Origin of the sequence: Rufibacter tibetensis, assembly GCF_001310085.1 — a bacterium.
In the GTDB taxonomy this organism is placed as follows: Bacteria; Bacteroidota; Bacteroidia; order Cytophagales; family Hymenobacteraceae; genus Nibribacter; species Nibribacter tibetensis.
In genome coordinates this window covers 1,131,924-1,157,785 of the sequence record NZ_CP012643.1, presented here as the reverse complement: position 1 = coordinate 1,157,785, position 25,862 = coordinate 1,131,924, and the positions used below count along the sequence as shown (strand labels likewise).

Below are 25,862 nucleotides of genomic sequence, written 5' to 3'. Positions count from 1 at the left end.
TCTACTGCCGTGGCGTTTCTGGAAAAGCGGGTACTACCTGCACAAACACGGGTGAGGGAACTGAAGCAGAATTGCCCGTATAGGTCAGTTTGCCAGTCTGGGTGTCTACTTTGTAAGTAGTGATGTTGTTTGACCGTTGATTGGCCACCAACAAGGTTCTGCCCGATGGACTAAAAGCGAAGTTACGGGGCCAGTTCCCCTGGGTGCTCACGTGCTCCACTAACGTGAGTTTATTCGTGTTGGCGTCAATACTGAAAACCACGATGCTGTTATGCCCCCGATTAGACCCGTACAGAAAGCGCCCATCGGCGGAAACATGAATGTCTGCGCAGGAGTTCTCACCGGTGTACCCTGCCGGGATGGTGGAAACGGTTTCCACTTCGGTTAAGGTGCCGTTGCTAGGGTTGTAGGTGAAAGTGGTCAAAGTGGCGTTCAGTTCATTGATCACATACGCGAACCGCTTGTTAGTAGGGTGGAACGTAAGGTGACGCGGACCAGCTCCAGGTTTGGCGGTGAATGCCGGTTGCGCCTGACGCTCCAGTTTGCCTGCGGACCTGTCCAGTTTATAGCTGATGATCTGGTCAATGCCTAAATCTACGGCCAGCGCATAGTCATTCTGCGGATCTGGGAGGATGCAGTGCGCGTGCGGACCATCCTGCTGCGGCCTAGGTCCTTTGCCCTGGTGCTGGTCCATGTCTGAAGATGCGCCTAAGCGGCCATCGGCTTGCACCGGAAAAGCACTCACGTTTCCGCCCACGTAATTGGCCACTAGGGCTACCTTGTTTTTATGGTCCAGGCTAATGTAGCAAGGAGCTCCGCCTAATGAGGGCTGACGGTTCAGGAAGGTGAGGTCTCCGGTTTTTTGGTCTATGGCAAACGCACTAACTGCCCCGCTTTTCTGCCCTTCGTACTCAGTGGTTTCGTTGACCGCGTATAAGTGTTTGCGGTCTGCGTCAAGGGTTAGAAAAGAAGGGTTCTCTCCGCCTTTTACTCCCAATGCTCTGGTTAAAGCGCCTGTTTCTTCGTTTAAACGGTAAGCAAAAATGCTTTCGGCATCTGGCTTGGCGTATGTTCCTATATAGACCATCATCTCTTTGTCTGTTGCTTTCTGCTTAACGGAAGTACAGGCTGCCAAGGTTATGCTTAGCAGAAGAAGGAAACAGGTCAGTTTTTTCATAGGGCTTTTTATTGGAGATTTTGTGAAAGATGCCAAAAAGAACCGAAAGCAGAAAAGGCTTTCAGGTTTAAAGCCAGATTTCAGAAAGGAAAGAGCAAACTGGTGAAGCTTACCGCTTACAATTTGGTGTCTCCTGAAAGCAGAAGCTTAGTGATTTAGCGGCAATAAAACCTTCATGTACAAAGGTTTCACGTGGTTATGCGGCCTGCAGCTTCTTCACCACAAAATAGAACCCAATGGCGGCTACTACGCACAACACGGTGCCTCCCCACCATAACGTATCAAACCCGAAACTAGCGATGGTGGTAGTGCCCACAAACGGACCAATGATGTGCGCTGCGGAATAAGACAAGCTGTAGAGCCCCATGTAAGAACCCCGGTTGTGCGGCCCGGACCGCTGCACGGTGAGGGTGCTCATAAAGGGCATGGCCATTATTTCAGAAAGGCTCATCAACAGCACTGAAAAAACCAGTACCGGAAAGCCTTTGGCTACATTCAGCAAGACAAACGCCAAAGCCAGCAAAAGCAAACCAATCACAATCATTTTCCAGAGCGCGTGCTTGTCACCAATCAGGTACACAATGATCATCTCCAGCAGGAATACCACAAGACCGTTGAAAGCCAACAGCGCCCCAATTTCTAATTCAGACAAACGGTAGACCTGCCGCCAATACAGGGGCATGGTGGAGAAGAACTGGAAAAAGGCCACGGCAAAGCAGCAACACAGCACCGTGAAAAACACAAACAATCCGTCGCGGTATGGGGAGCGCGTAGGAAGGGGCTTGGCAGTTGGTACTGTTACAGTAGTTTGGACAGGAGCGTGGCCTTGCCGATGCCGGAAGTAAAAGAAAAACAACACACCGGCACTGAGGCAGGTCAGCCCATCGGCCATGAACAGCCACTGGTACGAGACTGTCGCTAATACTCCCCCTAAAGCAGGACCGATGGAAAAGCCTAAGTTGATGGCCATCCGGTTCAGGGAAAAGGCACGGGTTACATTCTCAGGGCGCGCATAAGAACTAACTGAGGAGGCGTTAGCGGGACGAAGGCATTCAGTTAAGAGGCTAAGCAGGAAAATGCCGCCGGCGAAAAGCTCAAATCGCTCCAGCGTGAGCATCACAAAAAACCAGCTTCCGCCCAGCACCAGGCTGAAGAACTGTACCTTGAAATGCCCCACCTTGTCGGTGAGCCAGCCGCCCAGGAACGTGCCGCACATAGAGCCTACGCCAAAGAGACTCAGGAGAATGCCCACTTGTTTCAGGCTGAAGTCCAAAGCCTCGGTGAGGTACACGCTCAGAAACGGCACTACCATAGCCCCACTGCGGTTAATGAACATGACAGCCGCCAAAAGCCAGGCTTCTCTGGAGAGGCCGCCAAAAGCATTTCTATATAAAGAGAAGAGGCGAGTCATGGGCTAAATGGAGCGGCACAAAAGTAGGCAAATACCGCTAATGCAAAAGATTACATCGGGTTTTATAAAGGATTTAGCCTTCAAAAGAGAAGGTCTGTCGAGAAATAAATAGTATGCTTGCAGCCTTTTTTACCTTTATCCCAATCAAACTCAGCATCCGTTGATTGTTCCTGAAGAGAGGTTTCTTATGCTCAGAGTAATCATGGGTGAAAGTTTGAGAGTGCCGCTTTTCTAAGCCCAAAGCCATGCCTTAGGTGCCTTGTGTTTTACTGATTAACTACCCATAATTAAAAAGGCCAGCCCCTATGCTGGAAGTTATAACCCACAGGTCATGCTTCATTTTGAGTTAAACCATCCTCGCTTAAACAGAGAAAAAGAGCAGGAGCAGCTTACCCAGGCTAATCAAAAGCTCCTGAAACTTCAGGAGGTTATGGGGGAGCACATACAGGTGCTCTTGGAAGAGATGAAGGCGTTTGAGGAGAAAGTAGAAGCTAACCCTGCCTCTGAGCCAGAATCTTTGCGCAGAAGGTTTTTAGAATTAAAGGAGCAAGCCAATATTCTGGCCCAAAACCTGGACCACCTGCTTTCTGCCTAAGAGATAGCTATCATCAAAAAGTCCGTCGTTTTAAGGGTTCTTTCCTAAAAAAACCCTTAAAACGACGGACTTTTTACTTCTGGAGTCTACTTGTTGAAGAAGTTCATTGTGCGCTCCAATCCAATTGTCCCGAAGGAGAGGCACATTTCCCCGGCTTTCTCAATGTGGGTAGGCAAATCAATCTGCTCGTCAGCCGAGAAAGGGCTTAATACATAATCTACCTGACGGCCTTTGGAGAACTGCGAGTCTACGCCAAACCGCAGGCGAGGATACTCATTGTTGCCCAAAGTTTGCTCAATGTGTTTGAGGCCATTGTGCCCACCGGCGCTGCCTTTAGCCCGCATCCGCAGTTTCCCGTAAGGTAAAGCCAGGTCATCGGTGATCACCAGCATCTGCTCCGCCGGAATCTTCAACACACTCAGCCAGTGGGCAACTGCTTTGCCACTCAGGTTCATGAACGTGGTAGGCTTTACCAACGTGAAGTGCTTGCCTTTGCTTTTAAAATCCGTTACAAAAGAATGACGGCCGGTGTCAAAAGTAACATCATGTTTTTTGGCCAGGTGATCCAGCACCATAAAGCCGATGTTGTGGCGCGTATCTGCGTATTCTGGACCAATGTTCCCCAGGCCTACGAGTAAGTATTTCATATCAGTTGAAAGGTCATCTGTTTGCGAAGAAGGTCTCTTCCCACCAAGCCAGTTGACTAAACGTGTAAACATCCTACAAAGGTAAGTGCTTGAAGTCTTTGAGGCTAATTTTCTGAAAACACTCCCGGAACAAAAGGGCTTAAATAGCGGCCAACGCTTTTTCCAAATCGGCGATCAACTCCTCGGGTTCCTCAATGCCCACAGATAAGCGAATCAGGCCAATGGTAATGCCCAGGTTTTCCCGTTGCTCAGGGGTGAGGGCGCGGTGCGAGGTGCCCTTTGGGTAAGAAATGGAGGAAACCACCCCGGCTAACGACGGCGCGAACGGCATGTGGGTTAGGCCCCGCAGGAATCGGTTTACCGTTTCCACGTCATCCGTTATCCTGAAAGAAAGCATGCCACCAAACTGCCCATTGCCTTGCGTTGCCGCCATTTCGTGCTGCGGGTGGTCTGGCAAACCAGGGTAAAAGACTTCGCCCACCTTTGGGTGTTGTTGCAGGTACGTAGCAAGGACAAGGGCATTTTCAGAATGTTGCCGCATTCTAAGTTTCAAAGTCTTCAAGCCTCTGGCGGCTAACCAAGACTCAAAAGGGCTCAAGGTTAATCCCCAGGCCACTACAATCTGTTTTGCGCGCTGGGCATCAGTGGCTTCTTTGGCAATCACCACTCCGGCGGTAACATCGCTATGGCCCGAGAGGTATTTGGTCACGCTGTGGATGACCATGTCAGCACCTAACTCTAACGGTCTGGTGATCACAGGGGAGGCGAAGGTATTGTCCACTACTAATTTTACATCCTTCGCTTGGCAAACCTGCGCCACCTTAGCTATGTCCAGTACCGTCATTTTAGGATTGCTGATGGTTTCTACCAGCATCACTTTGGTGTTTGGCTGAATCTGGGCTTCAAAGCTGTACATCTCGGCCATCGGCACAAAGGTGATCTGCACACCCATACGGGTAAGTTCCTGGCTAAGGAGTGCTGCTGATCCACCATACACTTCCTCTGCGCTGAGTACGTGGTCTCCTGCCTGGCAGTACACCAAAAGGGCAGTTAGAATAGCTGACATTCCGGAAGAGGTGGCTACTGCTCCCTGGCCGCGCTCCAATTGGTTTACGTCCTCGGCTAATTCATCTGTGTTAGGGTTGCCGTTACGGCTATACATATAACTCTGACCCGGTTGCTCAAAATAAGCTTCCAGGGCATTCAGGTCTTCAAAGGTGAAAACCGAGGTTTGGTAAATAGGCGTAACTTTTGGCGAGATAAACACAGCAGCGAATATTTATTTTTAGTTGTTGATTGCTGATTGTTAGAGGTGTGATTGATTGTATCATGAGATAGCAATAATCAGCAACTAGTAATCAACAATCCTAAAGGTAAGCAGAAAGAGAGGAAAGTTGAAAATGCGTTTGAGCCTGTTTATAGGAAACAGCCTTAAAAGCGAAAGCCCGCCTCCTTTGCAGAAGAGCGGGCTTTCATATGAAAAACAGGAAATCTTTAGGCGGTAACAGCTTCAGCCAGGACAATGATTTTGTTGTCCAATACCTCCACAACTCCCCCGTCAATCTGGAATACTACCGGAGTACCGGTAGCAGGCGTGATGCGTACGGCTCCATTGGCCAGGGCACTGATGAGGGCTGCGTGGTTGTTCAACACTTCAAACCCGCCGTTGATGCCCGGAAACTTAACCGAAGTAACGTCGCCTTCAAATACTCTCTTGTCTGGGGTGATGATCTCTAAATACATTTCTGTGAGTTCTGTGTTCTGAGTCTTGAGTCTTGAGTTCTGAGCTAAATCTTTGTAAGACTCAAAACTCTAGACTCAGAACTCAGGACTGATATTTATTTCGCTTCGGCCATCATTTTCTGACCTTTGGCAACAGCGTCTTCAATGGTACCTACCAGGTTGAAGGCTGCCTCAGGCAGGTTGTCATGCAGACCGTCCATGATTTCGTTGAAGCCACGGATGGTGTCTTTGATGTCAACCAACACGCCTTTCAAGCCAGTGAACTGCTCGGCTACGTGGAATGGCTGAGACAAGAAACGCTGCACACGACGCGCTCTGTGTACGACTAATTTATCTTCTTCAGATAATTCATCCATACCCAAGATAGCGATGATGTCTTGTAATTCTTTGTAACGCTGTAAGATCTCTTTTACGCGCTGGGCAGTGTTGTAGTGCTCAGCACCTACTACGTCAGCGGTCAAGATACGGGACGTAGAATCCAGAGGGTCTACCGCAGGGTAGATACCAAGCTCAGAGATTTTACGGGAAAGTACGGTAGTAGCATCCAAGTGAGCGAAAGTGGTCGCTGGAGCAGGGTCAGTCAAGTCATCTGCAGGTACGTAAACGGCCTGTACAGACGTAATGGAACCACGCTTAGTAGACGTGATACGCTCTTGCATGGCACCCATCTCAGTCGCCAATGTTGGCTGGTAACCTACCGCAGATGGCATACGACCTAGAAGGGCCGATACCTCAGAACCTGCCTGGGTGAAACGGAAGATATTGTCAATAAAGAAAAGAATGTCACGACCAGAACCAGTGCCGTCACCGTCACGGAAAGATTCGGCAATGGTCAAACCAGACAAGGCCACACGGGCACGCGCCCCAGGAGGCTCGTTCATCTGACCAAACACGAAGGTTGCTTTAGACTCTTTCAAGGCCTCTGCATCTACTTTAGATAGATCCCATCCGCCGTGCTCCATAGATTCCATGAACTCGTCACCGTAACGCACGATGCCCGACTCAATCATCTCACGCAGCAAGTCATTTCCCTCACGGGTACGCTCACCAACACCGGCAAACACAGAAAGACCACCGTGGCCTTTGGCGATGTTGTTGATCAACTCCTGGATCAATACGGTTTTACCTACCCCGGCACCACCAAACAAACCAATTTTACCTCCTTTAGAGTAAGGCTCAATCAGGTCAATTACTTTGATACCAGTGTAAAGAACTTCAGAAGAAGTAGAAAGGTCCTCAAAACGAGGGGCATTGCGGTGAATAGGCAGGTCTACCAAGCTGGCAGGCTGCGGAATACCGTCAATGGCATCGCCAATCACGTTGAACAGACGGCCTAACACGTTATCGCCGGTAGGCATTGAGATAGGAGATGCCAAATCGGTCACTTCCATGCCGCGGGTCAAGCCCTCGGTCGCGTCCATTGCAATGGTACGTACCCGATCCTCGCCTAAGTGCTGCTGCGTTTCCAGTACCACGCGGGCACCGTTCGCCTTCACCACTACCAGGGCATCCATGATTTTGGGCAACTTAGAATTCTCACCCGAGAAGCTTACGTCCACTACGGGACCGATCACCTGGGTAATTCTGCCAATATTCGCCATTAGGTTGGTTTATAATTATTTAGATAGATACTCACTTCTTTCAGGCTGCAAAAATAGGGCTTAATCTCTGCAATTCCATGGAAGTACGGAAAAAGTTTTTATCAGGAATTGAATGGCGAAAAGGCGGATTCCCGGCTTCTTTCAAGGGTATTTTGTAGAAACCAGCTTAGAAACAGCTTTTGGCTCTGATCCAAAGAACAGAACCCAAGGTAAAAGCCCAGGAAAATAAAGGGGAGCCTAAGCTTAAAGGCAGAGGCTCTGAGCTTCAGAGGAAGCCCTCCAACAAAGAAAAAAAGAATAAAGAGGGGAGTGTCAGGCGGCAGAGGAGGCCGAAAGCTTGGTTTGCTTCTGGTTATGCCCTAGAAAACATAGGGCCCTTTCCAATTCGAACTCGCTGCGCAAATGCACAAAGATGTGGTTTCCGTGGCGCACCATTCGTACATCTTCCAGCACTTGCGTTAATCTGCTGTCTTGGCTGTCAAGGGAATAAGTGTATACAGGATTGGTTGACTTGAAATAAAACGAAAGAACAGTGTCGTTGGCTTCCATGTTAGAGTCCGTTCAAAGTTAATTGGAAAATAGATTTGATCCAGTTCAGGCGGAAAGTGGAGCCTGTGGCAGTTCTGGCGGCAAAAGTGGGGTGTTGGATGTATGTCTCTATAGGAGGGACTACAACTGGAGCCGAAGTGATGCGTTTTGCCGCTTTTTTGCGAAATACACCCCTGAAACGGATATTCCGACTTGCATCACCAATGGCAGGAAGGATGCGGCGGGCATGCCTGAACTCCTGTGCGTTTAAAAGCCGAAGTGAGTAATGGTTTCCGCTAGGTGTCACCTCCAGGCTGTCCATGAGCCAAGCCAGGGAAGCATTTTCCATGCTCAGGGAAAGGGTGGAAATGGGTTTGGTTGATATATAATAAACCGCCAGGGTGATGTTATTTCTCTCTGCTTTTGCCATGCCAGGGCACTTGTTTAGTAAGTACCTCTGTAAGTTTACAAAAGAGGGTTTAAATGGCCCAGTTCCGCTTAGAAGCTTAACCAAAACATAATGCAAAGGATTGCTGGGCTAACCTGCAGGTAACAATTTCTTCATTTTAAGGTAGTTTTTGCGAAAAGAGTCCTAAAAGGATGCAAAAAGAGGGAGGGTGCTTCTAAAAGAAATCTTTATTTTTGCCCTGTCTTACTAAATCACTATCCGTCTTGGAAACCCAGATCCTGACTACCGTAGATACCGCCCAGAAATTGGGCCTCCTGCCTGAAGAATTTGATCGCATCAAAGAAATCCTGGGCCGCACGCCTAATTTCACTGAACTGAGTATTTTCTCAGTAATGTGGTCTGAGCACTGCTCCTATAAAAACTCTATTGTTTGGCTGAAAACTCTTCCGAAAGACTCGCCCCGCATGTTGGCGAAAGCAGGGGAGGAGAATGCCGGTCTGGTAGACATCGGCGGCGGATTGGCCTGCTCCTTTAAGATAGAGTCCCACAACCATCCATCTGCGTTGGAGCCTTACCAAGGCGCAGCCACGGGAGTGGGTGGAATCAACCGTGACATCTTCACCATGGGTGCCCGCCCAATTGCGCAATTAAACTCCCTGCGCTTCGGGAACCCGACCTCAGATAAAACCAAGCGCCTGTTAAGAGGTGTGGTGAAAGGAATTGGAGATTACGGTAACGCTTTCGGGATTCCTACCGTGGGCGGTGAGCTGTTCTTTGACGATTGCTACAACGTAAACCCGTTGGTAAACGCCTTCTCCGCGGGTATTGTGGAAGTAGGCAAAACTGCCAGCGCCACCTCACATGGTGCCGGAAACCCGGTGTTCATCATCGGCTCTGCTACTGGTAAAGACGGAATCCATGGCGCAGCCTTCGCGTCTAAGGACATCACCGAAGATTCTGTGAATGACTTACCATCAGTACAGGTGGGGGACCCCTTCCAGGAGAAACTGCTTTTAGAGGCTACTTTGGAAATTTTGGCTACTAACCGCGTAGTAGGTATGCAGGACATGGGTGCCGCTGGTATCACCTGCTCTACCTCAGAAATGAGCGCCAAAGGCGAAAGCGGCATGGAAATCTGGCTGGACAAGGTGCCTATGCGCCAGGCCAACATGCAGCCGTTTGAAATTCTTCTGTCTGAAAGCCAGGAGCGCATGCTGGTGGTGATGGAAAAAGGTGCCGAAGACCTTATTTACCAGATCTGCGATAAGTGGGACATGTCCTGCGCCCAGATTGGCGAGGTAACCGACAGCAAACGTCTTCGCTACTACCAAAAAGGGGAACTGGTAGCCGATGTGCCTGCTGATGACTTGGTGTTAGGCGGTGGTGCCCCGGTGTATCACAGAGAATACCGTGAGCCGGCGTATTATCAGGAAGCAAAGAAATTTTCTATTGACTCTGTAGAAGAGCCAAGTGACTATAAAGCAGTAGCTGAGTTCCTGGCTACGCACCCTAACATTGCTTCTAAGCGGTGGGTGTACAAGCAGTATGACTCCATGATTGGTACGGCTACCCTAACCACCAACCGCCCAGCCGATGCGGGTATCGTGAAGGTGAAAGGTTCTGACAAGGCCATTGCCATCACCGTAGACTGCAACAGCCGCTATGTGAACGCCGATCCGGAAGAAGGAACTGCCATTGCCGTGGCCGAAGCTGCCCGTAACATTGTCTGCTCAGGTGGTGAGCCCGTGGCCATCACCAATTGCCTGAACTTTGGGAACCCATACGTGCCGGAAGTATACTGGCAGTTTGTGGGCGCCATCAAAGGAATGGGTAAAGCCTGCGAGGCTTTTGGAACGCCGGTAACCGGCGGGAACGTGAGCTTCTACAACCAGTCTTCAGATGAAGGTCCGGTTTTCCCGACGCCTACCATTGGTATGCTGGGGATTGTGGAAGACAAAGCCAATACCATGACCTTGGCCTTCCAGAAAGAGGGAGATGCTATCTACCTATTAGGTGATCCTGCCAACGACATCGCTTCTAGCGAATACTTGTATTCGTACCACGGCGTGAAATTGTCTCCGGCTCCGGCCTTTGACATGGAAAAAGAGCTGCTGCTGCAAAAGACTGTGAAGTCCCTGATTAAAGAGAGGTTGATCCAATCAGCGCATGATTGCGCCGATGGAGGATTATACATCACCTTGTTGGAATCAGCCATGGCCAATGAGTTGGGTTTCACTATTGCCACTGATCAGAATTTCAGAAAAGATGCTTATTTGTTTGGCGAGAGCCAGAGCCGCGTGGTGGTAAGTGTTTCCCCAGCGCAGCAGGAGGCATTTGAGAAACTTGTCTCTGGTAACAACCTGACTTTCAAAAAAATTGGAGAAGTGACCGCCCGCTATTGTGAGGTAGACGGTGAGGTGTTCCATGCCATTCAGGTGATCAAAAACAGCTATGACACCGCGCTGGAGCGGATTATGGAATAAATTTTTTTAAAATTTTTCGCTGTGGGTTTGCGCTGAAAGAATTCTTTTCTACCTTTGCAACACCAAACGATAACAACAGGTTATCAGCGGGAAATTGTCCGATGGTGTAACTGGCAACACGTCTGATTTTGGTTCAGAAGAGTCCAGGTTCGAAACCTGGTCGGACAACTTGAAAAGCCTCTTAGAGAAATCTGAGAGGCTTTTTTTGTGCATGTGAAATTGTTTTGTGAAGCAATTAAGGAGGTGAGAAACTGTATTCTCTGGCGTTTCTCCTGCTTGTAGCCCCATATAATTTCAGCTCAAACATAAATTAGAAGAGGAAGCTGTCTAATTATTCCATTGCACGTCTCTATTGTTGATGAAGCTTATAGCAGAATACTGTTTGCACAGGACAACTATCCTCACTACACCTTGTTCTTTTAGAGTTGCCGGCAAAAAAGCTAACCTTCCTCCAGTAGTTAACTCTTCAAGAAGGTTGTGCGGAATCACTTTTAGAAAGCGTACTTAAGCCAAAATTCCTATCTACTGGTTTATTGTAAGGTATTAGGAGAAAGACAAAGATGGTTCTTTGGAAGGGTACATATTCCTTTGAGCTGAACATGAAGAGTAATAGGGGAGCGTACTTGCCTTCTTCCAACTACGCAGAAGTGTCCCTAATTCCCTAATAATGAATAACAAGAGTATGTGGTATTAATAAATATGAAATAAGTTATTTTATATGATATCCGATAGAAAGAATGAAAAAACGTCCTGAATACACTATAAAAGATATAGCTGCTGAGTTAGGGCTATCTATTTCATCTGTTTCAAGGGCATTGAACGATCACCCACACCAAAGCGAGGAAACAAAAAGGCGGGTGAGAGAAGCGGTTGAGAAACTGAATTACCGGCATAATGCTTTGGCGGCTAGCCTGCGGAACAGTAAATCAAATACGATAGGATTGATTGTTCCTAAAATATCCATGTATTTCATTTCATCTGTAGTCACGGCGGTTCAGAACAAGCTGCAGGAGTTTGACTATAATCTAATGGTGTGCCAATCCAATGACTCAGTGATGTTGGAAAAGGAGTTGGTGAATGCCATGTATGCGGCGCGGGTAGAAGGTCTGATTGTTTCCACCACCCTTCACACAGAGGACTTCTCGCATTTTGATGTTTTCAAGAACGCAAACACCCCTCTTGTATTCTTTGACCGGGTGCCATTGAACTACGAGGTACATAAATTACAGGGCGATGATTTCCAGGGCGGTTACAGGACCACCCTGCATCTTCTGGAACAAGGTTGCCGACAGATAGCCCACATTGGAGGGCCCTTAACCTGCAGCATCTATCGGGATAGATTCTCTGGCTATTTGCAGGCAATGAAAGAGTATGATACCCCAGTAGATGAGCGGCTTCTTTTCTTTCATGAGCTGACAAAGGAGAATACTCTGCAAGACTGCAACGCCCTCTTTTCAAATGTGTCTTTACCAGACGCTGTTTTTGCCTGTAATGATACGGCTGCCATCACTGTAGTACAGTCCGCAAAGCAATTCGGGTTACATATCCCATCTGATCTGAAGGTGGCAGGGTACTCCAATGATCCCCGTTCAGAGATCATAGATCCAGACATCACCTCAGTGGAGCAGTATCCTCACCTGGTAGGAGAAAGAGCAGCAGTTCTAATGATGGATCTTATCCATGGGCAAATCACGCCCGGCGAGATCGTTTCGTCAACTACACCGGTTGATTTGATAATCAGGAAATCAACTGGCCTACAGATAAAAGAGGAAAGCTTATTGTTTTCATCCCGAAATGAACCAGCAATACGTGGCAATTAATGTTGCTGCCTTTGTTGACAAGAATATTAAACCTATAGATTACTTTTAGACTTGATGCAGATTATTTCAAAAGCGAAGAGAACATTATGGGTTGGCAGTGTGCTGGCTACCTGTCTAGTAGGTTCCTGCCAGCAGATACCTACAGGCAGAAGCATCACAGTTAAAAACCGGCTTGACCTCGACCGGACCTCAGAAACAATCACCATCCCGGTTTCTGAGGTTAAACTATTGGCAAATGAATTTGGCGTGGAAAACCTTTTGGTGAAGGACAGTGAAACAGGAAAAGTGCTGGTAAGCCAAACCATTGACAATGATCTGGATGGAAAAGCTGACGAAATACTTTTCCAAACTGATATCAAAGCCAGATCAACAAAGAAATTTCACGTACGGGGCGTCGCTAATGGGGCTGCCTCCAGGCCTAAGAGCGAAGTAAGAACCTACTCCAGGTTTGTGCCTGAGCGCACCGATGATTATACCTGGGAAAATGATCGGGTGGCATTTCGTACCTATGGCCCCGTAGCCCAACAAATGGTGGAACAAGGTAAGCCAGGGGGCACCCTAACCAGTGGAATGGATGCTTGGCTTAAAAGGGTAAGTCATCCCATTATTGATGCCTGGTACAAAGGCTACCTGAATGATCCTAACTACTACCATACCGATAGGGGAGAAGGCTACGATCCTTACCATGTAGGACCTAGCCGCGGCATTGGGGGAATAGGAGTTTGGGAAAACGATACGTTATACACTTCCAAAAACTTCATCAGTTACAGAAAAATAGCGGAGGGGCCTATCCGCACATTGTTTGAGCTTACCTATGCCCCCTGGCAGACGAATGGCCGAACCATCACGGAGAAGAAGTTGGTTAGCTTAGACCTGGGTAGTAACATGACCCGTTATGAAGTACAGGTTGAAAGTGACAAACCTTTGCCAAATGTAACAGTAGGCATCACCTTGCATGATAAAAAAGGGGAAGTAAAAGCAGATCAAGAGGCTGGCTGGTTCCGGTACTGGGAGCCTATGGATAAATCACACCTGGGGACTGGTATTGTAATCTCCCCATCCTCAGTGCTGAGTTATAAAGATCACCGTGTTCCAGGCAGAGACATGAGTCACCTGTATGTTGTGACAACTCCAAAAGAAGGGAAAGTAGTGTATTACGCCGGCTTTGGATGGGTAAAGAGTGGCCAGTTTAAAAATGTTGAGGAATGGGATCAGTATCTGGCAGCCTTTGCGAAACGCTTAGCGTCGCCTTTAGAAGTATCGTTCTAGAGTTGGAGGGTATTTACTGCTAAACTGATTGTATCATTGATGTCACCCCTGTTTCAAGCCCGTTTTTGTAAAAGCAGGCTTGAAACAGGGGTTTGCTTTTGTAGGTGCCATGAGAAAATGGGGTAAAGTCACCTGCTGGTTGAAGAGGAGGCTTTATGGAATTGGAATAGAAGCTAAATTTATCTGCATGTGTAATTTCCATCAAGGAAGCTCCTATCAAAGAGATTACAGGCAGTTACTTGGGCAAACTACCTCTTCTAAACTTAACAAGTGTTGGTTTGCTGACGGATCAACTTCCCTAATATTTTATATTGATTTGCTAGATGCGTTTAGTACTTGGTTCGGCAAGTGAACTGGTAGGTTAGTTTGTCTTGCAGGTTAAAGAGCAAAAAACTTATGTGTTCAAATGACAATCAAACTAATCTGGAAAGGCTGCTTATTAGGTAAATTAGATAAGTTTTATCATGTAGAAGAGTAGTGTTTGGGTTGTGTGTTAAAAATTCATCAGTATCTGCACAGAAATCAATGATGGCTTTTGTAAGCAGGAGAGTACTTGCAAGGCCATTTTGGCATCTATTCCTGCCCCTTTAAGAAAAGAATTCCTTTTCTGACAAGAATAGCAATACCTAAAATTTTTAAGTGTTTTATTTACAACTATTGCATAATTGTCAAATTGCTTTTAAATTTATATTAAATCATCAACAACATTGGTGTGAAGCAATAGGTAAATAGGCTATTGCTAATTTTTAGAATATATCTGGAAACGTTTCCATGAAACTATAATATAAAGGAACCATGCAGTTAGCTTTTCAGTCCCCCCAGCACGCACTTCAGGTTACTCAATTGAAAAACATTCATGATGATACAATATGGAAACGTTTCCAGTTGGGAGATGAAGAAGCTTTTGGAATCTTGTATGGGCAATATTTGCAGGTGATTTATAATTATGGGCGCAAATATTCAGATGACGAAGCATTGCTGGAAGATTGCATTCATGGTCTTTTTCTGGATCTGTGGGAAAATAGGGCTAATCTGTCAGTGCCCAACTCTATAAGGTTTTATCTATATGCTTCAATCAAGAGAAGAATATACAAGGAGTCGCTAAAAAGAAAAGAGCAGTCTTATGAAAACTTTTCTGACATAGAGCGGATCACTGGCGAGGTGAATGAGTCAATAGAAGACTTGATGGTTCGTGCTCAAAGCAAGGTTCAGCAGAAAGCTTCTTTAAGGCAGGGCTTACTTTTGTTAACAGCCAACCAGAGAAAAGCCATTCTTCTTAAATTCTACAAGAACCTTCCTTTTCAGGAGATAGCTTTGGTAATGAATCTAAGCATAGACAATGTGTACAAGTTGGTAAGCAGGGGACTTGTGGTGCTTAAAAAGAATGTTAAAAATCTAAACGTTGCTTAATCTTCTATCCACAGCAAAGTGAGTAACACCGGTTGAATTAGATGAATGACCTACTTCTCCTACCTTTGAGTTCATCATTAAAATAGTTAAGCCATCCTGTCCAATTTTAATTCTACTAATCTCTCTTTAGTCATATCAAAGGGAATAATAGAAGATGGATAAGTCTGATAACTATAAAAACTACTCATCAGATGACTTTGCCGAGGATAGTTTCTTTTGGAGGTGGGTGTTGGAAGAAAACAAAGAAGATAATTCTTTCTGGCAAGATTTTATAAAAAGAAACCCGAAACAACTTGAGGTAATAAAGAAGGCGAGGGCGAAAGTTCTGCAGATAAACATCCAGGAATACAGTCTTTCAAACGATAAAGTAAGCTCCATCTGGGCTAAGATTCAGCAATCTAAAACCAAGGAAACAGCCCCTCATCAAACAGGTACCAGCTTTAATCCTACAGGTAATTTTTCCTTGGACCCTTCTCCCTATCATACCCCATCTAACCTGCCGCTCCCTAAATGAAAGAAGAGAGGCAAACCTTTAAGTGAAAGCATTAGGGCGGAGTGTTGAAGTAACCACCTTTTTGAGGACCACCTCAGGTAGAACGTCAATGAAAATAATAGGAGCATCAAATAAACTTACAATGCAAGAAATAACGAACTCACACCGTCCTTCAAAGGTGTAAACTGGCGCGGGTACCAATAAGCCTTCTGGAAAGGAGCAATTAGGGTACCCGCTACTTTTATTAAATTTAGAGCATACAGCAACGCTAACTGCAGATAAATTGATGAGAAATAAACTATTGATACTTACCTGGTGCCTGGTATTCGGGCTGGTGCTGAACATCCAGGCGCAAAAGAAGAATTCAGCCAAAGCAAACGATAGAAAAGTTTGGCTGAGCCAGATGGACAAGATCGTGCGTCCGGTACTCTCCAACCTGGCAGAGGATAAGTTAAAGGAGAGAATGCCGGTGCAGCTGTCCAACAAAATTGATAATAAAAGCTCCCGGGAGAAAGTATCTTATCTGGAGGCTTTTGGCCGGGTAATGAGTGGCATAGGGCCTTGGTTAAACCTGGAAGGCGGGTCAAAAGAAGAAGTAGCCCTTCGTAATCAATACCGGCAATGGGCTTTGAAAGCGGTTGCGAACTCGGTGAACCCTGCCGCAAAGGATTATATGCAGTGGAATGGCGGCCAGCCTTTGGTAGATGCTTCCTTCCTGGCGTTGGGTCTGGTGCGCTGTCCGTGGTTATGGGAGAATCTGGATAACCAGGTGAAGGAACAGGTAATTACCGCTTTCAAAACCACCCGCGGCACTATGCCCGTTTTTTCAAACTGGGTTCTTTTCACAGGCATGATTGAAACTTTCTTTTGCCAATACGGGCTGGAGTATGATGCCGTGCGCATTGAGTATGGAGTGAGGGAATTTGCCAATCATTGGTATGTAGGCGATGGAATGTATTCAGACGGGATGAACTTCGCCCTGGATTATTACAACAGCTATGTCATTCAACCCTACCTGGCTACCATATTGAGTGTGGTCAACAACAAGCGGAAAAGCTACAACTGGTATGCGCCTAACCTGCAGAAAATAACGCAACGGTACGCAGAGATACAGGAGCGTCTAATTAACACAGATGGCACTTTTCCAGTACTAGGTCGTTCCATTGCATACAGGGGAGGTGCTTTCCACCACCTGGCTGACATGGCTTTGCGGAAACAGTTGCCAGAGTCTTTGTCTCCGGGGCAGGTAAGAAGTGCTTTAACCGCTGTGCTGAACAAGACCCTGGAGGCGCCAACCACCTTCACGAAAGAGGGTTGGTTAAACATCGGCTTGTACGGACTTCAGCCAGACGTGGCAGATTTCTACATCACTACAGGAAGTCTGTACCTGTGCGCGACTATCTTTTTACCGCTCGGCTTACCAGAGTCTGATCCTTTCTGGTCTTCTCCCGCAGCCCCCTGGACAGCCGTGAAAGCCTGGAGTGGTCAGCCCGTAAAAGGAGACCACGCCCTGGAATTAAAGTAGAATCAAGAGCTAAAGCACTGGTCCATCCATGAAAGTAGCATTGTAATGAAAAAGCCATGCCTTTCTGTTTAGAGCCTGTTTTTAAAAATAAGGTTCTAAACCGAGAGGCATGATTCATTAAACTGGTTTCAAGCTAATCTTAAAAGCAATGATACTTTATAGGTTTGGAGGGACAGGTGTCACACTGTAAATGGATTAAATTATTGAGGAATGATCTGGATCAGAAACTTTCTAACAATATCTGTCCAATTTCCTTTACCATCTACTCTATCCAATGAAAAGCAGAAAGATGTAGTTTGTCTACAAAGGCTTTTTGTCTTTCTTAGAGAATAGTCGGTTTTAGAGCTTACCTTCTTTACAAAAGTGGGGAAATCTCCTCTAAGGATTCTTGATCACTGATACTATCAGCTTCAATTTCAAACAGTTTACCAGGTACCCCATGCAAAAGCTACTCACTACTTGTTGTTTATTTCTGTCACAGGTTGTTGGTAGTGATGAATACCAAAGGTTTCAATGTCTCTTGGCTTTGAAAAGCACCTGGAGCTTTTCTTCGGTAAAGGAATCCTAAACTGATTTTAAAATGAAAAGGCAGTTAGGCTTCATTATACTTTTATTTTTGCTGACTTGGGCGCAATCGCTGGTGGCCCAGAATAAAAAAGCATCAGCGACCACTACCATCAAATCCGGGGAAATCTGGCCAGATACTGAGGGGAAGCACATCAATGCCCACGGCGGAGGCATCCTGTACTACAAAGGCACTTACTACTGGTTTGGTGAGCACAAAACTGAGGGACGGCGGGGTAACAGCACGTTGTTTGGGGTAGGTGCCTATTCGTCAAAAGACCTTACCTCCTGGAAGAACGAAGGCATCGTTTTGAAAGTAGAAGAGGCCGATTCTACTTCTGAAATCATTAAGGGCTGTGTTATTGAAAGACCTAAGGTGGTCTACAATGCCAGGACCAAAAAGTTTGTGATGTGGTTTCACCTGGAACTCAAAGGCAAAGGGTATGAAGCTGCCAGAACTGGCGTGGCTACCAGTGATAACCCTACCGGGCCCTATACCTACCTAAAGTCATACCGCCCCAATGCAGGAATTTGGCCTGTAAACGTACCAGCAGACCTAAAGGAAAAACAGGTAGATGCAACTAATCTGAAATGGTGGACACCGGAATGGACCAAAGAAGTGAAAGATGGTCTGTTTATAAGACGGGATCTGGAGCAAGGTCAAATGTCCAGAGACATGACCGTATTTGTAGATGACGACGGAAAAGCCTACCACATCCATTCTTCAGAAGAGAACCTGACATTGCACATCTCTGAGCTATCTAATGATTATCTGTCTTTCACTGGCAAGTGGAGTGTATTAGCGCCAGCTGGGCATAATGAAGCACCAGCCATCTGCAAACGGAAAGGCAGATACTACATGATCACTTCCGGCTGCACCGGTTGGGACCCCAATGCGGCTAGGTCTTTTGTCGCTGAATCTGTGATGGGACCCTGGACTGCCTTAGGGAACCCGTGTGTAGGGGAGCGGGCAAACTTAACCTTTGAATCGCAGGGAACTTACATCCTGCCAGTGCAGGGCAAAAAAGACGCTTTCATTTTTATGGCAGATCGCTGGCGGCCTAAAAACCCGATAGACGGACGGTATGTTTGGTTACCTATTATCTTTGAAGAAGATAAGCCAGTTCTAAAATGGCAGGAGGAGTGGAGCCTTGAATTCTTCGATAAAAACAAAAAGCAAAATCCTCCCCTTCAGGGAAAGAGAAAGCTGCCTTTAGGTAAGCTCCCGTAAACCCTTGCCAATACCATCCTTGAATGAGTAGTAAATAAGTACATGAAGTATAGTTCTAATAATCTTCGGAAAGTCTCCATTTGTACAATCACTTTTGCTTTTTTGCTGGGAGCAAATGCCTGTAATTCCTTTAAAGCAGGAACGGGGGAAGTGACAAGTGAACCAAAGGTAACCCAGGTAGCTCCGGGTGGCTGGGCAAACAACTCGGTGAACGTAGTGGCTTTCCGGAAGAATTCGCTGGTAACCTTCCAAGGTGTACAGTATACCGCCTGGTATGACGCAGACCAGGCAGTGGTGCTTGCCAAACGGAAAAGCGGGGCAGATACATGGGAGATCCAGAAGACAAATTTCAAGGGAAATGCCGCTGATGCCCACAACACTATCAGTCTTATGGTAGATGGCAAAGGTTTCCTGCACCTGTCTTGGGACCACCACAATAACAAACTTAATTACGCCCGCAGCCTGAGCCCCGGCTCCCTACAGATGTCTGGCAAGATGCCCATGACCGGCCAGAAGGAGCAGGCCGTCTCATACCCCGAGTTCTACCGGCTGCCCAACGGCAACCTGATGTTCTTCTACCGCGACGGGGGGTCTGGGCAGGGCAACATGGTCATCAACAGCTATGATGCCAACACCCAGCAATGGACCCAACTGCACAGCAACCTGATCAACGGAGAGGGAAAACGGAACGCCTATTGGCAGGCGTACCTTGACAAGAAGGGAACCATCCACGTGTCTTGGGTGTGGCGCGAAAGCCCGAACGTAGCCAGTAACCACGACCTGGGCTACGCCCGCTCTTTAGACGGTGGCAAGACCTGGCAGAAATCAACCGGCGAACAATATACCTTACCCATCAACGAGGCTACCTCAGAGAAAGCGATGGCTATTCCGCAAAACAGCGAGCTAATCAACCAGACGTCTATGGCTGCTGATGAGGAGGGAAACCCCTTCATTGCTACTTACTGGCGCGAGGCTGGCTCCACCATTCCGCAGTACCACCTGGTGTACCATGACGGCAGGGCCTGGCAGAAGCTAGAACTGGACTTCCGGAAGACTCCTTTCAGCCTGAGTGGGGTGGGAACCAAGCGCATTCCCATCGCCAGGCCTCAGGTTATGGTGAAGAATGCTGGTGATAAGGCATCTGTGCTTTTGATCTTCCGGGATGAGGAGAGAGGCAGCAAAGCCTCGGCCTTGGTCATAGACAAGCTGTCTGACCGGGAATGGACCATCATGGATTTGACGCAGGAGTCTTTAGGTTCTTGGGAGCCCACCTATGACACCGAACTCTGGAAGGAAAAGCAAGTTCTGAACCTGTTTGTGCAGAAAGTAGACCAAGTAGACGGCGAAGGCCGAGCCAGTATTCCCCCGCAACCCATCCAGGTGGTAGAGTGGAAACCCAGGTTTTAGCTGCTGTTTTGAACCTGTTTTTCCCAAAGTACCAGTAAATTGATTTGTTCCTCCACGCATTTAAGAGATTATGATTCAGAAAAAAGCCTTAAGTACATTCCTCCTTTTGTTGCTTGCCTCCTGGGCCGTTGCTGCCATTGGGAAACCTAAACATCCTCTTTTGCCCAAATCTGAAAAAGAGGTAGCTGGGCAACTGAACCGGGCCAACACTTACTGGCAGCAAGCTAACCCAAATCCCGGATGGGCTTTCTGGGACGTAGCCGCCTACCACACCGGAAACATGGAGGCTTACAAAGTCACCCGTAATGAAGCCTACCGCAAATACTCTGAGGCCTGGGCTGAGAAAAACCAATGGATGGGAGCCAAATCAACCAACAAGGCTGATTGGAAATACAGCTACGGAGAAAAGGATGACTATGTGCTGTTCGGGGATTGGCAGATCTGTTTCCAGACCTACATTGACCTGTACTGCATGGAGGGCGCGAAGGATGACAAGAAAATAGCCCGTGCCCGCGAGGTGATGGAGTACCAGATGAGCACGCCCAAAAGTGATTACTGGTGGTGGGCCGACGGCTTGTATATGGTCATGCCTGTCATGACGAAGCTGTACAAGGTAACCGGGAACAAGCAATACCTGGAGAAATTGCATGAGTACCTGAGCTACTCCAACTCCATCATGTATGACCCAGAGCAGAAACTGTACTACCGTGATGCCAAGTACGTGTACCCCAAACACAAAAGTGCCAACGGGAAGAAGGATTTCTGGGCTCGAGGCGATGGATGGGTATTTGCCGGTTTTGCCAAGGTTTTGCAGGATTTGCCCAAAAACGACCCTCACCGGAAAGAGTACGAACAACGGTTCAAAGACATGGCCAGCGCAGTTGCCAGCGCGCAACAGCCAGAAGGATATTGGACCCGCAGCATGCTGGATCCGGCGCATGCCCCTGGCCCTGAAACCAGCGGAACCGCCTTCTTTACCTATGGCTTCCTTTGGGGCATCAACAATGGTTTGCTGAGCAAGAAAGTATATCTGCCTGTGGCTGCCAAAGGCTACCATTATTTAACTAACACGGCCTTGCAGCCGAACGGGAAAATAGGATACGTGCAACCCATCGGGGAGAGAGCCATTCCTGGTCAGGTGGTAGACGTTAATTCCACCACGGGTTTTGGGGTAGGGGCTTTCCTTCTTGCCGCCTCTGAAATGTATCGTCTTCTTGATTGAAAACCTTTATCTGTTTAGATCTTGTTTTTAGAAAATCAGCCCTAAACGGTTTGGTGCACTTATGCCATTACTAGATACTTGATTTGCAACCGGGCTTCAGATTGGAGAAGATTCAGTCTTAGTGATTTTCGAGAGGAGGGCGTTTTACTCAATCATTCTTAAAAAGCTTTGCTCCTCCAATAAACTGTCAGTTATCAAACGCCCTGGAAATTGAAAACACCATCTGTGTTTCAACTTCCAAGGCGTTTCTAGTTCAGTTCCTTAATCTTGATATCCTTAAATTCAATTCCTTGTCCTTCACTCTGTAGTCCGATGTAGCCTTGGGTCAATGGTTTCCCGTCTTGCTTGATGGCCGGGTCATAGTTATTGGCGACGCCCCCTCCAATTTGGGGCTGTGTGTATTGCAGTACTGTATCACCATTGATCACATGCTTTACTAAAGAGTCACCCAGCACAATCAATTCAGCCTTTACCCATTGGTTCCACTCAAATGTTTTGGAGGAAGAATTGATACAATGGCGCGGATCTATTTTGCCTTCATACACCACATCGGTTCCCGGGGAACACATATTCCCCGTAGGGCGCGGCTTTCCGTCTCCCAGACCTGCCAGTAATTGAAACTCCACGGAGATTGGCCAGTCCTGCTCTTTTAAGATGGATTCCGGGCTCTGAGAATGGAACATGATGCCGCTGTTCTTAACCGTGTAGCTTGGGGCATCTTGCAACCATTGATCGGTAAAGCGGTATTCCCACTTTAGATGAAAGGAAGAAAAAGGCTTTTTGTAAAACAGATGCCCATAGCGGTTATCAAAAGTTTTATAATCATCATAGTTCACCTGCAAAACACCATCTTTCACCCTAAAGGTCTGTGCGTAGTTGTCTCCCACCTCATGGTGGTGAATCTTCACAGTCCAATCTTTCAGATCTTTGCCATTGAAAAGCGTTTGCCATTCTTTCTGCCCACCTGTTTTCTGGTGGAACGAAGAGGAACAGGAAATAACAGGCAGCAACGCTACGGCCAACAGAATAGTCTTGAAGTTCATGGTTATGGTTTTTGGAGGCATCGTTCTAAAACTAATTATTTGGCAGGCTCCTTTTCCTACAGCAGGTTGTGGTATCCTAAGATAGAGGTTTCATGATGAACTTTACCACACCCCTACAAACTGAGACCCTCGTTGCCATTCCAGCAGCCCCTTACCCATTATTTCTTTTGATAGACCCGCACATAGTCTACCACATACTTTTTAGGGAAAGGAGTATTGGAGGGGTCGCCGCCATTTCCGCCTATGGCAAGATTTAGTAAGATGTAATGCGGTTGATGGAAAGGATTGAAGCCATCGGCGTTGAGCGTTTTGGTCAGATCAATCTGGTTCAATAACTCATCATCCAAGTAAAGTTTGATGGATTCCTCGGTCCAGTCCATTTTCCAAACGTGGAACTTGTTGGCCCAATCGGCATCCTTTTCCAGAAAGTGCGTGAACGGAATTTTTTCACTGTCCCAAACAGCTTTCATTTGTTCATCTGCCCAGGCGGCGTTGGCCAGAATGGCGGGTTTGCCGTCTGCCCGGTAGTACTCCATGATGTCTACCTCTCCGTTTGCCGGCCAGCGTTTGCTCACGCCTAGGGTCCAGATGGCGGGCCACATGCCCAGGGAGGTGTCAATTCTGGCTCTAACCTCAATGATGCCGTACTGAAATTCTTTTTTGCCCCGGGTGTTGATACTGGCCGCCGTATAATGGGCGTATTCACGTTTTCGTCTCCAATCTTTGGCACCCTCCTCATAAAACGGGTTCTTCACTTCTTCTCGCTTTCCGTGAATCACCAAAACCCCGTCGGCGAGGTTGGCATTTTCGGGTTGGTACCACTGGAGCTCTTCGTTTCGCACAAAGCCTTTTTCATAGTCCCAACTGGCCGCATCGGGTTTTCCCTTGGTATTGAATTCATCATGCCATACCAAGGCATATCCTTCTAGTTGGGCAGGGGGCAGCGTGGTGGGTTGGTAAGCAAACTGCTTTTTACTGCAGGAGAAAAGGCCCGCTACTGCTACCCCCAAAAGTGCCCACCGCGTATTGATTCTCATTTTGATTCGTGTTGAAGATTATAGGCAAAACTTTGGAAGCGGTGTATGGTTGTTTTAGCTGTCCTTTTGTGAAAAAGGCCGTAAAAAGCTGCTTTAATAAGCATCTGGCAAACGTCCTTTCAAAAGATCTACTCAAAACGAACCAACTTCTTCTCGCCTTTCCTGAAGGCAACGGTAACGGTTTTGTCCTTTGCGGAGTGTTCCAGCTTTTTCACGGGCACCAGCTCATCATCCGTCCATTTCTCCCCAGATTTCTTCCAGAGCATCAGGGTAGCGTACACCTCGGCTTGTTGCTGCGGCTGGAAACTACCCGTGGCGTTGATCACGGAACTTTCCTGACTGACAGGGTGCAATCCTGTGGCCTTCACAGTTTCCATTCCATCCCACCCGGTAAGCGAAACCATTGCCAGTTGATACTCCCCATTATCAATAATCCGCACCTGGTGGCCTTTCACTTTTCTTGATTGCTCTTTGATGGGTCCGTTCTTCTGGGGCAAGGCATAGTGACCCAGCCGTACTTGGGAAGCTTCGGTGCTGATGTTCCGGTCTATCCTCAGGATGCCGTTGGGCAGGGTGATGTCGGCCAGGTTGAGTTTGATATTGTCGCTGGTTTCCAGTACTACATCGCGGTAGTAGATGCCGTCTTCAAACTTCTTAAAGGTATAGAGCCGCAGGGCTTCCCATTCATTTTTCTTGTTTTTGAAGACGTAGTTCATCGCCACTTCCCCGTTTTTTCCATCGGCTTGCCACGGGAATGCGCTGTTGTATGAAAGGCGGTTGTAGTTCTCGGTGGACCGAAACAATTGCCAGTCTTTGGCGACCGTTTCATGGCACCAGGCCCGCACCTCGGCGGCTCCAATGTTGGGGTAATCGGTAATTAGTATTTTGGAGCCTTCCTGAAACTTGTTGTAGACCTTTCCTTTGTCCAGCTCTTTTTCCCAGGCACCCTCATTTTCTTTCTCGGTCCAGAACGGGTTGCCTTCGGGCACAATCAAGCCCAGGAAAGCTTTGCCCATCCAGAATACGCTGGCACGGGCGCTGTAGATCTGTACGGCGGGTTCAAAGGCCCCGTAAAAGCCCAATGTAGGAATGTTATCAGGGGCCATGAAGTCGGGGTTCTGCAGGAACTGCAGCATAGACCCGGAGGCGATTCTGCGCATCCAGCCGTAGTTGGTGCCGGGCTCCTGGGCCAGGCCCATCAGTGGGAACGGAACGGCGGCGGCGAAACGGTAAGCAATGCTGCGGCCCCACATAATCATCTTCCCATCCCGCCCAAACAGGTACGGGTAGTTGTCATTCACTTCTTTGAAATTCGCCATGAACTTGGCGGCGTACTCCGGATAATGCTTCTTCCCGAAAAACTCTGACCACAGCGGTCCATACATCTGAAACGCCCACATGCTGTAGTAGTCATAGGCCGGGCTATCATTGTACCAGCCTTGGCCCCGGTACTGCTCTAAAGATTTGTCTACGTACTCCAGCATCAGCTTTTCATTTACTCGGTAGCCCTGCTCTTTGAAGAAACTCATCACGAAGATGTTGAAGAACCGCCAGTTAGAGGCAATGGTGGGTCCGTCGCCGTAGCTGAGCATGGTCTTGGCAAGGGTTTCTTTCTGCGTGGGGGTAAGCGGCGCCCACAAAACTTCCGGCACATAGAAAAGCGATACGGCCAAACCGCCGAACTCCACCAGGATCTGGCTGGGTCCTCCGTTGCTCGATCGCGGCTTCACGTACGTGGGGCTGGTAGGGTCACTTAATCTTACCAGCTGATGGCGGTAGTATTCCGCTACTTTAATTCCGTTGATCTCCAGATTAGGGTTCTCTTTGAGCAGGGGAACTGCCATGAACAAGGTACGGCAGAGGCCTTCCAGCATTTCGGTGTTGGTGTGCACGCCGTCGCGCGGGTAGCTCTTGCCCGGCTGCTTGGGAAACACCATAGGATCATCCAATGTCTTCACGTAGCTGAAAGCCCCCGTGAGCAGGTAGTGCGCCGCGTCTTTCCAGTGCTTCCTAGTCATACCCGTGTGCGGACTGGTCATAAAATCGGGATTGACCAACTGGAAGGTTTTCTGGCCGGCCTCTGCCTTTACCGGGTTAGCCTCAGACTGCGCCTTCAGCAGATTACCCGTGAGCAGAAAAGCAGATAACAAAAGCGCTTTGGGGAAATACTTCATGTAGAAATAAAGATTGGAATAGCGATTGATAGAAATAAACAGCTCTCAGGAGGAGCAGTGAGCTTAAAATGAT

Annotated in this window: 21 protein-coding genes and 1 tRNA gene; 11 read left to right on the top strand and 11 right to left on the bottom strand. The window is 47.7% G+C overall.

Annotated elements, in window-relative coordinates:
• Position 1: 1 nt before the first annotated feature.
• Both DC20_RS04520 and DC20_RS04515 read right to left on the bottom strand, forming a co-directional pair.
• Entirely contained in the window at positions 2 to 1,177 is a 1,176-nt protein-coding gene (locus tag DC20_RS04520) for a lactonase family protein (RefSeq protein ID WP_062542740.1), read from the bottom strand.
• A gap of 196 nt (positions 1,178 to 1,373) precedes the next feature.
• Positions 1,374 to 2,588, bottom strand: a complete 1,215-nt coding sequence (locus DC20_RS04515) for an MFS transporter (protein WP_062542739.1) — start codon at positions 2,586 to 2,588, stop codon at positions 1,374 to 1,376.
• Positions 2,589 to 2,919: 331 nt separating this feature from the next.
• On the opposite strand from DC20_RS04515, the gene DC20_RS04510 reads away from it, so the two are divergent.
• On the top strand, positions 2,920 to 3,183 hold the full coding sequence (locus DC20_RS04510; RefSeq protein WP_062542738.1) for a hypothetical protein: 264 nt from the start codon (positions 2,920 to 2,922) through the stop codon (positions 3,181 to 3,183).
• An 86-nt stretch (positions 3,184 to 3,269) separates the two neighbouring features.
• On the opposite strand, the gene pth is transcribed toward DC20_RS04510, so the two are convergent.
• The 6 genes from pth to DC20_RS04480 form a co-directional block, all read right to left on the bottom strand.
• Positions 3,270 to 3,830: an aminoacyl-tRNA hydrolase gene (gene pth / locus DC20_RS04505; protein WP_062545794.1), complete on the bottom strand. Its 561-nt coding sequence runs from the start codon at positions 3,828 to 3,830 to the stop codon at positions 3,270 to 3,272.
• Between the two features lie 139 nt (positions 3,831 to 3,969).
• On the bottom strand, positions 3,970 to 5,097 hold the full coding sequence (locus DC20_RS04500) for a trans-sulfuration enzyme family protein (RefSeq protein ID WP_062542737.1): 1,128 nt from the start codon (positions 5,095 to 5,097) through the stop codon (positions 3,970 to 3,972).
• Between the two features lie 227 nt (positions 5,098 to 5,324).
• A complete protein-coding gene (gene atpC, locus DC20_RS04495) occupies positions 5,325 to 5,573 on the bottom strand; it encodes an ATP synthase F1 subunit epsilon (protein WP_062542736.1) in 249 nt (82 codons plus the stop codon).
• A 95-nt stretch (positions 5,574 to 5,668) separates the two neighbouring features.
• Positions 5,669 to 7,174 (bottom strand): F0F1 ATP synthase subunit beta, encoded by a 1,506-nt coding sequence (atpD, locus tag DC20_RS04490; RefSeq protein WP_062542735.1) that lies wholly within the window; start codon positions 7,172 to 7,174, stop codon positions 5,669 to 5,671.
• 312 nt (positions 7,175 to 7,486) lie between these two features.
• The gene (locus tag DC20_RS04485) at positions 7,487 to 7,723 is read right to left on the bottom strand and encodes a hypothetical protein (RefSeq protein WP_062542734.1); all 237 of its coding nucleotides are present in this window, start codon (positions 7,721 to 7,723) and stop codon (positions 7,487 to 7,489) included.
• A 1-nt stretch (position 7,724) separates the two neighbouring features.
• A complete protein-coding gene (locus tag DC20_RS04480) occupies positions 7,725 to 8,132 on the bottom strand; it encodes a hypothetical protein (RefSeq protein WP_062542733.1) in 408 nt (135 codons plus the stop codon).
• Positions 8,133 to 8,374: 242 nt separating this feature from the next.
• Here DC20_RS04480 and purL point away from each other — a divergent pair, with 242 nt between their 5' ends.
• The 10 genes from purL to DC20_RS04425 all read left to right on the top strand — a co-directional run bounded on the left by purL (position 8,375) and on the right by DC20_RS04425 (position 21,535).
• Positions 8,375 to 10,594 carry a phosphoribosylformylglycinamidine synthase subunit PurL gene (gene purL / locus DC20_RS04475; RefSeq protein ID WP_062542732.1) on the top strand — a complete coding sequence of 740 codons (2,220 nt, stop codon included), beginning with the start codon at positions 8,375 to 8,377 and terminating at the stop codon, positions 10,592 to 10,594.
• A gap of 95 nt (positions 10,595 to 10,689) precedes the next feature.
• Positions 10,690 to 10,762: transfer RNA gene (locus DC20_RS04470), tRNA-Gln, on the top strand.
• 569 nt (positions 10,763 to 11,331) lie between these two features.
• Positions 11,332 to 12,414 (top strand): LacI family DNA-binding transcriptional regulator, encoded by a 1,083-nt coding sequence (locus tag DC20_RS04465; RefSeq protein ID WP_062542731.1) that lies wholly within the window; start codon positions 11,332 to 11,334, stop codon positions 12,412 to 12,414.
• 54 nt (positions 12,415 to 12,468) lie between these two features.
• Entirely contained in the window at positions 12,469 to 13,683 is a 1,215-nt protein-coding gene (locus tag DC20_RS04460) for a DUF4861 domain-containing protein (protein ID WP_062542730.1), read from the top strand.
• Positions 13,684 to 14,478: 795 nt separating this feature from the next.
• Positions 14,479 to 15,093 carry an RNA polymerase sigma factor gene (locus DC20_RS04450; protein WP_062542728.1) on the top strand — a complete coding sequence of 205 codons (615 nt, stop codon included), beginning with the start codon at positions 14,479 to 14,481 and terminating at the stop codon, positions 15,091 to 15,093.
• A 154-nt stretch (positions 15,094 to 15,247) separates the two neighbouring features.
• Entirely contained in the window at positions 15,248 to 15,607 is a 360-nt protein-coding gene (locus tag DC20_RS04445; RefSeq protein ID WP_062542727.1) for a hypothetical protein, read from the top strand.
• A gap of 265 nt (positions 15,608 to 15,872) precedes the next feature.
• On the top strand, positions 15,873 to 17,111 hold the full coding sequence (locus tag DC20_RS04440; RefSeq protein WP_062542726.1) for a DUF2264 domain-containing protein: 1,239 nt from the start codon (positions 15,873 to 15,875) through the stop codon (positions 17,109 to 17,111).
• A 580-nt stretch (positions 17,112 to 17,691) separates the two neighbouring features.
• Positions 17,692 to 18,906, top strand: a complete 1,215-nt coding sequence (locus DC20_RS04435) for a glycoside hydrolase family 43 protein (RefSeq protein WP_083470238.1) — start codon at positions 17,692 to 17,694, stop codon at positions 18,904 to 18,906.
• Between the two features lie 42 nt (positions 18,907 to 18,948).
• Positions 18,949 to 20,313, top strand: a complete 1,365-nt coding sequence (locus tag DC20_RS04430; RefSeq protein WP_071885378.1) for a BNR repeat-containing protein — start codon at positions 18,949 to 18,951, stop codon at positions 20,311 to 20,313.
• 70 nt (positions 20,314 to 20,383) lie between these two features.
• The gene (locus DC20_RS04425; RefSeq protein ID WP_083470237.1) at positions 20,384 to 21,535 is read left to right on the top strand and encodes a glycoside hydrolase family 88/105 protein; all 1,152 of its coding nucleotides are present in this window, start codon (positions 20,384 to 20,386) and stop codon (positions 21,533 to 21,535) included.
• Between the two features lie 248 nt (positions 21,536 to 21,783).
• On the opposite strand, the gene DC20_RS04420 is transcribed toward DC20_RS04425, so the two are convergent.
• The 3 genes from DC20_RS04420 to DC20_RS04410 all read right to left on the bottom strand — a co-directional run bounded on the left by DC20_RS04420 (position 21,784) and on the right by DC20_RS04410 (position 25,789).
• Complete coding sequence (locus DC20_RS04420; protein WP_062545790.1) at positions 21,784 to 22,578, bottom strand: 3-keto-disaccharide hydrolase; 795 nt, start codon at positions 22,576 to 22,578, stop codon at positions 21,784 to 21,786.
• A gap of 158 nt (positions 22,579 to 22,736) precedes the next feature.
• The gene (locus tag DC20_RS04415) at positions 22,737 to 23,615 is read right to left on the bottom strand and encodes a glycoside hydrolase family 16 protein (protein ID WP_062542725.1); all 879 of its coding nucleotides are present in this window, start codon (positions 23,613 to 23,615) and stop codon (positions 22,737 to 22,739) included.
• Positions 23,616 to 23,743: 128 nt separating this feature from the next.
• Entirely contained in the window at positions 23,744 to 25,789 is a 2,046-nt protein-coding gene (locus DC20_RS04410) for a DUF2264 domain-containing protein (protein WP_062542724.1), read from the bottom strand.
• Between the last annotated feature and the right edge of the window lie 73 nt (positions 25,790 to 25,862).